10 protein-coding genes are annotated in these 10,798 nt (G+C 67.2%); 8 read left to right on the top strand and 2 right to left on the bottom strand.

Going from position 1 to position 10,798, the window contains the following annotated elements; genetic code table 11:
• Positions 1-130: 130 nt before the first annotated feature.
• Entirely contained in the window at positions 131-517 is a 387-nt protein-coding gene (locus HY726_04460) for a type II toxin-antitoxin system VapC family toxin (GenBank protein ID MBI4608242.1), read from the bottom strand.
• A 35-nt stretch (positions 518-552) separates the two neighbouring features.
• Positions 553-846, bottom strand: coding sequence for a type II toxin-antitoxin system prevent-host-death family antitoxin (locus tag HY726_04455; protein MBI4608241.1), 294 nt, complete (start codon positions 844-846; stop codon positions 553-555).
• Positions 847-1,267: 421 nt separating this feature from the next.
• Between HY726_04455 and HY726_04450 the strand changes: the two genes are divergently transcribed.
• The 8 genes from HY726_04450 (at position 1,268) to HY726_04415 (ending at position 10,558) form a co-directional block, all read left to right on the top strand.
• Positions 1,268-1,720, top strand: a complete 453-nt coding sequence (locus HY726_04450) for a (2Fe-2S)-binding protein (GenBank protein ID MBI4608240.1) — start codon at positions 1,268-1,270, stop codon at positions 1,718-1,720.
• Between the two features lie 2 nt (positions 1,721-1,722).
• On the top strand, positions 1,723-3,660 hold the full coding sequence (locus tag HY726_04445; GenBank protein ID MBI4608239.1) for a molybdopterin-dependent oxidoreductase: 1,938 nt from the start codon (positions 1,723-1,725) through the stop codon (positions 3,658-3,660).
• Positions 3,657-3,902: a xanthine dehydrogenase family protein molybdopterin-binding subunit gene (locus HY726_04440; protein ID MBI4608238.1), complete on the top strand. Its 246-nt coding sequence runs from the start codon at positions 3,657-3,659 to the stop codon at positions 3,900-3,902. Before HY726_04445 ends, HY726_04440 begins: the two co-directional genes overlap by 4 nt.
• Positions 3,903-4,072: 170 nt before the next feature.
• Positions 4,073-5,374 (top strand): esterase-like activity of phytase family protein, encoded by a 1,302-nt coding sequence (locus HY726_04435; protein ID MBI4608237.1) that lies wholly within the window; start codon positions 4,073-4,075, stop codon positions 5,372-5,374.
• Between the two features lie 141 nt (positions 5,375-5,515).
• Positions 5,516-6,568, top strand: a complete 1,053-nt coding sequence (locus tag HY726_04430) for a hypothetical protein (protein ID MBI4608236.1) — start codon at positions 5,516-5,518, stop codon at positions 6,566-6,568.
• A gap of 28 nt (positions 6,569-6,596) precedes the next feature.
• Complete coding sequence (locus tag HY726_04425) at positions 6,597-8,168, top strand: ABC transporter substrate-binding protein (GenBank protein ID MBI4608235.1); 1,572 nt, start codon at positions 6,597-6,599, stop codon at positions 8,166-8,168.
• A gap of 2 nt (positions 8,169-8,170) precedes the next feature.
• Positions 8,171-9,220 carry an LLM class flavin-dependent oxidoreductase gene (locus HY726_04420; GenBank protein ID MBI4608234.1) on the top strand — a complete coding sequence of 350 codons (1,050 nt, stop codon included), beginning with the start codon at positions 8,171-8,173 and terminating at the stop codon, positions 9,218-9,220.
• A gap of 60 nt (positions 9,221-9,280) precedes the next feature.
• A complete protein-coding gene (locus tag HY726_04415) occupies positions 9,281-10,558 on the top strand; it encodes a hypothetical protein (GenBank protein MBI4608233.1) in 1,278 nt (425 codons plus the stop codon).
• Positions 10,559-10,798 lie beyond the last annotated feature (240 nt).

Here is a 10,798-nt window from a genome sequence, read left to right as displayed (position 1 = left end):
CGCCTGCGGCTCGTCGGCAGCCCCTCGCCTCGAACCACCATTCCTGAGGGAGGCCTCGGGGGGGGCCGGGCGGGTACCCGGGCCGAAGGCCCGGGTGCGCCGAAGGCGTGGGTGTCCCCCTCCGATTGTCCTACGCGGGGAGCGTGGTCAACCCGAGTTGTCGTGCCGCCCCACGGATGCGCGTGTCGAGAGTCAACACGGTTAGTCCCGCGATGGCAGCGCGCGCGACCAGAGCGCTGGCGAGGTGAAGCGCGTCGAGGGTGCGGATCGGTTCGACGGGGAAGGGGCGCCGTGCCCGGTCGACCACACTCGCATCGATGTGCAAGATGTTCCAATGCGCGGCAGCCGCATTCAAACGAGCGCGGAGGTCGGCACTCTGGGCCTCGGAGAGCTCCCGGGATGTGTGCGCTCTGATCAGTACCCGATCACACTCGACGAGCGTCAGATCCGAAGCCACAACAACGTCGGCCGCCGCGAGCGCCTTCCGAACTTCCTCGCCGGATGGCTCACCGAACAACCAAGCAAGTACGGCGCTGGACTCCGCGTATACCGTCAGCGCTCTGCTCTTTCTTCTTCGAGAAGGCGTTGGACCCTGCCGGCGGGCAGGCGACTCGGCATCGCGGGATAGAGCCCGGCCTCATTCGGGGCGCCGAGCGTGAGCAAGCCTTTTTTGGCAAGGCCGGCAAGGCCGGAGTGGTCACTCAGATCCGATGCAGCGACGACCGGAGGGCGGAGCTCTGCCACAACCTGACCGCGGTCTGTCACAAGGACAATGTGCCCGCGCCGGACCAGCCGGATATAGGCGCTCAGGCGGTTCTTGAGATCGCGCAGACCCACTTTCCTCATACCGAGCGTAATGTAGCTTCATGAGGCCACATTGTCAAGCAGAAGGAGGTCCTCGGCGCCAAAACCTCTTTTCAGGGGGCCGCGTCGTCATGAGCCGACCGGTGACGGTCGAGAAGTTCACTGTGCTCTGTGCTCCTGTCCCCACGCCTCCTCGTCGGTCTGCGAAGGGGGACTGTAGCAGGCCCGGAGGCCAGCCAGCCTCTCCTGGTCAAGCAGGTAGAAGCGGCCCCGCCGCTCGCCGATCCCTCTATCGCGTTTGGGGCATTGGCCCCGCTGTCGCTGCGCCCTGCTCTTCTCTCCCGGGGCGGTGGAGCGGGCGCAGCGAACCCACACGGAGGAGTTTTATGAGCCAGGACAGCGCCTTGACAGTGGTGGGGCGCGATCATATACTCCCGCCATCTCGCCCGAGGGGGGAAGGACTATGGCCACGCTGCTGATCAACGGCAAGTCCTACACCGTCGACGTCGACCCTGACACGCCGCTCCTCTGGGTCATCCGCGAGCGGCTCCGCCTGACGGGCACCAAGTACGGGTGCGGCATCGCGCAGTGCGGGGCCTGCACGGTCCATCTCGACGGCGCCGCCGTCCGCTCCTGCGCCACGACCGTCGCCCAGGCCCAGGGCAAGAGGATCACCACGATCGAGGGCCTCCACCCCGAAGGCAAGCACCCGGCCCAGCTCGCGTGGATCGCCGAGCAGGCGCCGCAGTGCGGCTACTGCCAGTCGGGGCAGATCATGCAGGCCGCGGCGCTGCTGGCGAAGAACCCGAAGCCGAGCGACGACGAGATCGTCGCCGCCATGTCCGGCAACCTCTGCCGGTGCGGGACGTATCTCCGGATCAAGCGAGCCATCAGGCGCGCGGCGCAGGGGGTGTAGCCATGGACGCGACTTCGACCGGACTCAGCCGTCGGGACTTTCTCAAGACGACCGGGGGCGCCGGCGCGGGGCTGGCGCTGTGGTTCGCGATTCCCTGGGATCGGGAGCCGGCCAGCGCCGCTGACAAGTTCGAGCCCAACGCGCTCCTCACCATCACGCCGGACGGGATCATCACCGTCCACATCACCAAGGCCGAGATGGGGCAGGGCATCGGCACGGCCATGGCCCAGATCGTGGCGGAAGAGCTGGAGGCGGACTGGCAGGACATCCGGATCGACTATCCGATCAACGACCCGAAGTACGGCTTCATGGGCACCGGTGGGAGCCGGAGCGTGAGCGGCACCTTCGACGCGCTCTCGCGGGCGGGGGCGGCGGCCCGGATCATGCTGCTCGACGCCGCGGCGCGCCGCTGGAACGTCCCGCCCGAGGACTGCGTTGCCGAGCGCGGGGTCGTCCGCCACCCACCGACCCAGCGCTCGATCGCGTACGGGGAGATCGTGGCCAAGCTGCCCATCACCAAGACGCTCACCCCGGAGGACCTGAAGCGGATCCCGCTCAAGAAGCCGAGCGAGTACAAGGTCATCGGCAAGTGGGTCCCGCGGCTCGACATCCCGGAGAAGACTACCGGGCAGGCGAAGTTCGGGATCGACGTGTTCCTGCCGGGCATGGTGTACGCGAAGGTCGCCTACCCGCCGACGCGCGAGGGCGGCCGGCACCTGGCCGTTGAGGACAGTGCCGCGAAGCAGGTCAAGGGCTACGTCCAGACGGTCGTCGCCAGCGATCTCGTGGCGGTGCTGGCCGACAGCTACGAGGCGGCGGTCAAGGCACGGGACGCGCTCAAGATCACGTGGGATCCGGGCCCGCACGCCCGCGTCAGCACCGCGTCCATCCTGCAAGATTACGAGCGGAAGGTCCGGTCGGAGGCCGGCGTGCCGTGGGTGAACGTCGGCGACGTCAGGGCGGGGATGGCCCAGTCAGCGCGGGTCCACTCGGCGACGTACACGACCGACTTTATCGTCCACGCCCAGATGGAGCCGATGAACTGCGTCGCCCGCTTCGAGGGAGGCGTGCTCGAGATCTTCACCGGCACGCAGCTTCAGACGCGCGTCGCCGGATTGGTCGGTAAGCGGCTGGGCCTGGATCCCTCCAAGATCCGGATCCACCAGCAGTACCTGGGCGGGGGCTTCGGACGGCGGCTCGAGGGGGACATCGTCATCGAAGCCGGCATCATCGCCAAGGAAGCGGGGCGGCCAATCAAGCTGATCCGCTCCCGCGAGGAGGACCTCCGGCGCGGCTACTACCGGAGCATCTCGTTCCAGACGTTGAAGGCCGGGCTCGATGCCAGCAGCCGGGTAATGGCCTGGGAGCACGCGGTCGTCACGGCCTATCCCCGCGCGCGCGGTGGGGCCTCCTCGACAAGCGCGGCCTCGACCCGTTCGCCCTCAACGGCGCCGACCATGTCTACGACATGCCGAACCAGCTGGTTCGGGCGATCCAGGGCGAGACCGGGATCTCCGTCGGCTACTGGCGCGCGGTCGCGCCCGGATACACCTTCTTCGCGCTGGAGACGTTTCTCGACGAGCTGGCGCGCCTGGCCAAGGCCGATCCCCTCCAGTACCGGCTGGCCATGCTGGCAAAGCAGCCGCGGCTGGCCCGGGTGCTCGAGCTGGCCGCGCGGCGCGCGGGCTGGGGGGCGCCCTTGCCGCCCAACGTCGGGCGTGGCATCGCGTGCGCCACGGCCCAGGAGCGCGAGAAGCCGACCTACACCGCGGCCGTCGTGCAGGCCCGCGTGGACCCCCAATCGGGCCAGGTCCGCGTGGAGAAGATCATCTGCGCGGTGGACGTGGGCATCGTGGTCAACCCTGACGGCGTGCGCGCCCAGGTGGAGGGAGGGCTCATCTTCGGTCTCAGCGCCGCGCTCAAAGAGCGAGGCACGGTGACCAACGGAGCCTTCGACCAGAGTAACTTCCACGACTACCAGATCCTGCGGATCAACGAGATTCCCGAGGTCGAGGTGCACGTGGTGGAGAGCACCGAGCCTCCCACCGGCATCGGGGAGCCAGGGGTGACCGTCGTCGCCCCCGCGCTCAGCAACGCCGTCTACGACGCGACCCGTGCCCGGGTGCGCAGCGTCCCGTTCCTCCCCGAGCGGGTGCTGGAGGCGCTCAGGGCGAGGGTGTAGGCCGGGGGCGGCCCCGGCGGGCAGGCTGGGGCTGGCCCGCCGCTGACGGATCGTCGTGGTCGTCGGCTCAGACGCCGCCCCCGCCTTTCCTGCCTTCCCTGCTCGCAGGCGCTGAGGAGGGGCACACGATGAAGCACAATGGCTCTGCGCGCCGGTTCGGATCAGCAACAATGCCCACCCTTCCCCTCCCCTGGTTGCGCCCTCGCGCCGGAGACCGCCCGCCGAGCCGATCAATACGGCGAACGCTGAGCACCCTGGTCGTGGTCAGCCTCCTCGCGCTCCCCGGTCCTGGGGCCGAAGGCGCAGAGCTGATCGGCTACGCCGTCCTGCACGCGGACACATTCGCTGCCGGTCCTCCCTCAGGGGCCTTTGGCAGGACCGGGGAGCGTGGCATGCCGCGCTTTCCGGCCCAGCCGGTCCAGGGCTTCTCTGCGATCCGTCCCCTGGGTGGGGGCGCGTTCCTCGTCCTGTCGGACAACGGCTTCGGGACCAGGAAGAATAGCCCCGACTACCTCCTGCGGATCTACACGATCCGCCCCGACCCTCGCACGGCCCAGGGCGGCACGGGGGCCATCGCCGTGGATTACACGTTCGTGCAGCTCCGGGATCCAGACCGCAAAGTCAACTTCCTGATCGTGAACGAGAATACGGCGGACCGGCTCCTGACCGGGGCCGATTTCGATCCTGAGTCGCTGGTCGCAGGACGAGACGGGACCCTGTGGGTGGGTGAGGAGTTCGGACCATTTCTCCTCCACTTCGACGCGACGGGACGACTCCTGGCGCCACCCATTCGGGTGCCTGATCCGCGCCCCGGCAAGGACCCGGCGAAGGACTTCGTCCGATCCCCCGACAACCCCTTCCTGGTCCCGCCGCCGCCCGGAGCACCTAACCCGGCGAACTTAGGCCGCAGCAAGGGCTTTGAGAACATGACCCTCAGCCCGGACGGGACCCGGCTCTACGCGATGCTGGAAGGTCCGCTCGCCGGCGATCCCGCAGACCGGCTCCTCATCCTGGAATTCGATCTGGCAACCGAGCGTTTCACCGGCCGCTCGTGGGCGTACCGAATGACCACCCCCGGGCATGCGGTCCGTGACATGGCCTCGGTCAGCGAGAACGAGTTCCTGGTCATCGAGGGGGACGAGGGCCATGGGCCCAAGGCCCAGTACAAGAAAATCTTCTTGATCGACCTGGGCCGGAAGGACGCGGAGGGCTACGTGGCAAAGGAGGAGGTGGCGGACCTCCTGAACATCCGCGACCCGAACAACCTGGCGGGCTTCGGGCCGAAGTTTGCCTTTCCCTACTGGACCATCGAGGGGGTGGCCCCGCTCGACCCTACGAGCATCGTCGTGGTGAACGACAACAACTACCCCCTCGCGGGAGCCCGGCGTCCGGGGGTCCGCGACTCGAACGAATTTCTGGTCCTCAAACTCGACCGGGCTCTGAATCTTGACCCGCGCCTGGCCGTGAAGTAGCCGCAAGCTTCCGTATCTTGGCGCCACCGTGCGCGAGGGGGGCTGGCCGGGCGCCGCTCGAGTCCCGGCCGTCCGGGAGGCGTCCCGGGCGGGAGGGCTGAGAGGGCCTCTGTAGTTCGTAGGCTCAGAAGGAGGACTGCTATGCGCGGTCGGGTGCTGATGGGTCTCGTCTTGGTGCTGGCTACGCTCCTGGTTGCAGGACAGGCGCTGGCACAGCAGGGCCGTTGGAGCAAGTTGAAGCCGATCCCGCAGGGAGAAGAGGAGGTCTATGGGACGGCCGCCGGCGGCAAGCTGTACGTTCTGGGCGGCCTCGGAGCCTTCCCGGGCTGGGAGCCCAAGCAGATGCTGTGGAGCTACGATCCCGCTTCCGACCAGTGGACGAAGCTGCCGTCGATCCCCGAAGGGATCCACCACGTGGGCTTCGCCGCGGTGGGCACCAAGCTCTACTCGATCGGCGGCTTCCTCATCGCGCGTCCTGCCGGCGGGGGGCTCCCCGCCTGGGTCCCCACGAACTCGATCTGGATTTTCGATCTCACCACCAACACCTGGTCGAAAGGCGCCCCTCTGCCCACCCCGCGCGGAGCGCTGACGGCCACCGCGGTCGGGACCAAGATCTACGCCATCGGCGGCGCGAAGAATCCCAGCTACTCGACCCCCGAGCTGCGGCCGACGGTACCGGTCGAAAACGTCGCGACGAACGAGGTCTACGACACCACGACCAACACCTGGTCCTCAGCTCGGCCGATGCTGACCGCGCGCAACCACCATGGAGCGGCCCTGATCGACGGCAAGATCTACGTCGTGGGCGGACGCGTCGGCTCGACCTTCATCATCGGTCTGTCCACCAACGTCAACACCCACGAAGTCTACGACGTGGCGAAGGACACCTGGTCCTCCGTGCTCGGCGTGCCGACGGCGCGCAGCGGGGTCGGTGTCGGGGTGCTCAACGGACGACTGCACGTGCTCGGCGGCGAGGCCTACCTGAACGACCTGGTGGGAACCTATCGCACGCATGAAGCCTACGACCCGAAGACCAACAGCTGGGAGCGCTTGCCGCCGATGCCCACGCCCCGACACGGTCTGGCGGTCGCCGAAATTGGCGGCAAGATCTACGCGGTGAGCGGCTCCAACGTGGCCGGCGGGGGCGGGCCGCACGAGGGCGTCAACGTGAACGAGGTCTACGACCCGAAGTAACCCGTCGGGTGTTGGATTGGAGGAGAAAATGGGTGCGTATCGGGAATCCCGGACTGTGCCATCACATCGTCGCATCGTCTCGTTGCTGCTCACGGCAGCCGCGCTGATCCTGGGAGTGGCCCAGGGGGTGGCCGGCCAGCCGACCCCGGTGGGCGAGGTGGTCTATGCGTGGCATGTCACCATCGCCCCGGCCTGGTTCGACCCGTCCACCGCCCCGCCGCAGATCACCCCCTTCGGGATGCTCTATGCCCTTCACGATGCCCCGGTCCGCCCGCTCCCGGGGCAGAAGGTGGGCAACAGCCTGGCCGAGTCATGGACGGAGAGCGCGGATGGCCGGGTGTACGACTTCAAGCTGCGCCGTGGGCTCAAGTTCCATAACGGCGACCCCGTCACCGCCGAGGACGTGAAGTTCAGCTTCGAGCGCTACAAGGGGTCGGGGGCCAAGCTGTTGCAGGAGCGCGTCCGCCAGGTGGAGATCGTCGATCCCCTGACGGTGCGCTTCCACCTGAAGGAGCCCTGGCCGGACTTCATGACGTTCTACGGGACCACGGCCACGGCCTCCGGGATCGTCGTCCCCAAGAAATACCTGACCCAGGTCGGGGACGACGGCTTCAAGAAACATCCGATCGGCGCCGGCCCCTACAGGTTCGTGAGCCACAAGCCCGGCGTCGAGGTGGTGCTGGAAGCCTACACGGGGTACTGGCGGAAGGTGCCCCACGTCAAGCGGCTGGTCATGAAGAGCGTCCCCGAAACCGCCACGCGAGTGGCGATGCTGAAGAACGGGGAGGCCGACATCGCCGCTGCCCTGGATGGCGAGTACGCGGAGAGCGTGCGACGGGACCCGCGCCTCATGCTCGCCCCCTCGAAGCATGCGTCCATGTACTGGATCGAGTTCGCCGACCAGTGGGACCCCAAGTCCCCGTGGCACGACAAGCGCATGAGGCTCGCGGTCAATTACGCGCTGGACCGCAAGGCGATCAGCGAGGCCGCCTGCCTGGGCTACTGCCCGCCGGCCGGGGTCATCGTGCCCCGCGTCATGGACTTCGCCCTGCAGGCCGCCCCGCACCCCTACGACCCGCAGAAGGCCAAGCAGCTGCTGGCCGAGGCCGGCTATCCACAGGGGTTGGACGCCGGGGAGTTCGTGCCGATCCCGCCGTTCTTCGCGGTGGCGGAGGCTGCGGTGAACTACCTGAACGCGGTCGGGATCCGGGTGAGGATGCGCACGGTCGAGCGCGCGGCCTTCTACGCCGCCTGGCGGGAGAAGAAGCTGCGTGGGCTGTTCCTCGTCGCCGCGGGGAACTCGGGCAACGCGGCGAGCCGTGTCGAGGCGTTCATGTACTCCAAGGGAAGCTACGCCTACGGGGGGTATCCCGACATCGACGACCTGTTCCAGCAGCAGGCCCGCGAGCGGGATCCCGGCAAGCGCGAAGCCTTGCTCCACCGCATCCAGCAGCTCACGATCGACCGCGTGATGTTCGCGCCGATCATGGACTACCGCACCCTGAGGGGAGTCGGGCCGCGGCTGGCCGAGCCCGCGCTGGACTCGATCCACTTGTTCCCCTACCCGGCGTACGAGGACATCCGGCTCAAGGGCCAATAGCAATGGACTTCGGGATCTTCATGGAGTTTGAAACGCGTCGCGGGAGCAGTCAGGTCGCGGCGTTCCACGAAGGCTTCGAGCTGGTGGACGCGGCTGAGGCCTGGGGACTGGACGGCGTGTGGCTGGGGGAGATGCACTTCAATCCGGCCCGTTCGGTGCTCTCCGCCCCGATCGTCGTGGCCAGTTCCATTGCCACGCGTACCAGACGCCTGCGGGTGGGGATGGCTGTTCAGGTCCTTCCCTTGAACAACCCGTTGCGCATCGCCGAAGAGGCGGCGACCGTGGATCATATCAGCAAGGGTCGCTTCGATTTCGGGATCGGTCGCAGCGGATTCCCGCGTGTCTATGACGTGTACGGGATTCCCTACGCAGAAAGCCAGGCGCGCTTTCACGAAGCGCTCGAGATCATCCTGAAGGCCTGGACAGGGGAGCCGTTCAGCTACCAGGGCGAGTACTATCGGTTTGAGAACGCTACCGTCGCACCCCGTCCCTATCAGCTCCCCCATCCGCCTATCCGGATGGCCGCCACCACCGAGGAGACCTTTCCCCGGGTCGGCCAGATGGGACTGCCTATCTTCGTCGGGCTGCGCGGCATGGACATCCCCGAGCTGCGGGGACATCTCCAAGCGTACCGCGAGGCCTGGCGCGAAGCGGGTCACTCCAGCGAGCCCAATATATGTCTGCGCATCCCTGTCTACGCTGCGCCGACGGAGAGGGAGGCCGTGGAGGAGCCCGGCGAGAGCATCACCTACTATTTCAGTCGTCAGGCCGAGATCACCCGGGCGGCGTCGAGGCGCGCCGGCACCGGATCCGCCGAGCGACACCAGGCCCGGGCCGAGCGCCTGGCCAACCTATCGTACGCGCAGATCCTGCACGCCAGAGTTGCGTTCGGCACGGTAGACCGGCTGATCGATCGCCTGACCCAATTGCAAGACGAGCTGGGCCTGAATGGTATTGTGGCCGAACTGAACCCCGGCGGGCTCATTCCCGCCGAACAGGTGAAGCGGAGCCTGCACCTCCTGACCCATCAGGTGATGCCCGCGTTCAAGTGAGCGGCGCTCGCGGGCAGCGCCTGAGGAGGCAGGGCCACGCTTCGACCTGAGGGAGGCTTTATGGGCACGCTGCGTTTGAGGTTGTCCCGCGCACTCTCCCTGAGCGCCTTGCTGCTCGCCTCCTCGCCGGCGGCGGCCGAAGCATCGTCGGGCGTAATCTTCAGTAGGCCTGTTCCCCTGATTCATCCAGGCGCGGAGTACCGGACTTGCCTCCTCGGCATCTTCCCCGGACCGCAGAACCTGCCACTCGTTCACAACTGGTACGTTATGGCTCGCGGGGCCGGGCCGCAGGCAGTCACGCTGCTGATCTCGGCCGTCGCGGTCAGCGCCGGCGAAAGCGGCGACCTGCAAGCGACGGTCACCGATGCCGCCGGCAACGTGGTCGGCAGCGTCAGCATCCCGTACCCGACGCTTCAGGGGGAGACGACTGAAGGGATGCTCGTGACGCTGATCGGCGGCGTGATCTACAACCTCACGTTCACGTCGCTGCCGATTTCTCTCGGCGCCCAGCACTACAAGGTGGGGGCGGTGGAACGGTCGGTCGAGCTCGGGTGGGCCGGGCCACTCCACTATCTCGAGGGACCCAAGGCCAACTGGGCCTTCCATGCCCAGCAGGGTGAGGACGTCAGCGTGAGGATCGAGGTTGACGCAGAGGTCGATGCGAACGGCGTCCCTGTTCCCGGTGTTCCGAACCAAGCAACGAACATCACCTATGCGGTCCTGAACGCGGACCTGACACCGGGGCCCGTCCCGCAGACACTCGCCCCCATCAGCCCGACGCAGCCCATCGTGATCAACTTCACGAGCGACGAGGATCGGTCGTACATCCTGCAAGTCACGACCAACGGGCATTACCGGGCAGAGAAGCTGAGCGGAGCGGATCGAGGCTTCTACGCGACGCCGTGTCCGCCCGTGCAGCCGCAGCCTTTCCGCGTCAAGGTGGACATCAAGCCCGGCAGCGATCCGAACTCGATCAATTTGAAGAAGCAGGGCTTGGTGCCGGTTGCGGTGCTGACGATTCGCCCCGAGGAAGCCGACGCTCAATTCGCTGCCTTCGACGCGACGCTGCTCGAGGCCGGCGCGCTCCGCATGATGGACCTGGCGGATTTCGCCCCCGGCATCTTCCCGGCCGGCGCGATCCCGATTAGGAGCACCGTCGAGGACGTAGACGGCGATGGCGATCTCGATCTGCTCCTGTTCTTCGAAGCCAAGGATCTGGCCAGCCAGGGCTTCAACGGAGGGCGCTTTGACGCCAACACCACCGCGGCCATCCTCTTCGGCCGCAGACCGGGACAGCCGGTGTTCGGCTTGGACGCGGTCAACACCGTCGGCAGGTAGCTCCGGTTGAGCCAGGACGTGCATGGACCGGAATTCGAAGCGCACCTCGGCGTCCTTCCTGTGGCCAGGCGCACCTGTGTCTGGAAAGGGTCTGTTGGAGAAACGAGTGAGGATGGAGAGTCGGAGTAGGGATTGATGATTGCTCATAACCCCCTCCACAGATCCCAGCGTGCGGGACTACCGCACTGGGCTCTTGCCTTAGGTGACAACGCCAAGTCGCCGCAGGGGATAGGGATGGGT

The sequence above is a fragment of the Candidatus Rokuibacteriota bacterium genome (assembly GCA_016209385.1).
In the GTDB taxonomy this organism is placed as follows: Bacteria; Methylomirabilota; Methylomirabilia; order Rokubacteriales; family CSP1-6; genus JACQWB01.
The sequence above is the reverse complement of the archived record's forward strand: the minus strand, read 5'-3'. Positions and strand labels throughout refer to the sequence as shown.

Coding starts and splice junctions, on each gene's coding strand:
- HY726_04455 (MBI4608241.1), bottom strand. CDS start 846: ATGAGGAAAGTGGGTCTGCGCGATCTCAAGAACCGCCTGAGCGCCTAT.
- HY726_04430 (MBI4608236.1), top strand. CDS start 5,516: ATGCGCGGTCGGGTGCTGATGGGTCTCGTCTTGGTGCTGGCTACGCTC.
- HY726_04420 (MBI4608234.1), top strand. CDS start 8,171: ATGGACTTCGGGATCTTCATGGAGTTTGAAACGCGTCGCGGGAGCAGT.
- HY726_04445 (MBI4608239.1), top strand. CDS start 1,723: ATGGACGCGACTTCGACCGGACTCAGCCGTCGGGACTTTCTCAAGACG.
- HY726_04450 (MBI4608240.1), top strand. CDS start 1,268: ATGGCCACGCTGCTGATCAACGGCAAGTCCTACACCGTCGACGTCGAC.
- HY726_04435 (MBI4608237.1), top strand. CDS start 4,073: ATGCCCACCCTTCCCCTCCCCTGGTTGCGCCCTCGCGCCGGAGACCGC.
- HY726_04415 (MBI4608233.1), top strand. CDS start 9,281: ATGGGCACGCTGCGTTTGAGGTTGTCCCGCGCACTCTCCCTGAGCGCC.
- HY726_04425 (MBI4608235.1), top strand. CDS start 6,597: ATGGGTGCGTATCGGGAATCCCGGACTGTGCCATCACATCGTCGCATC.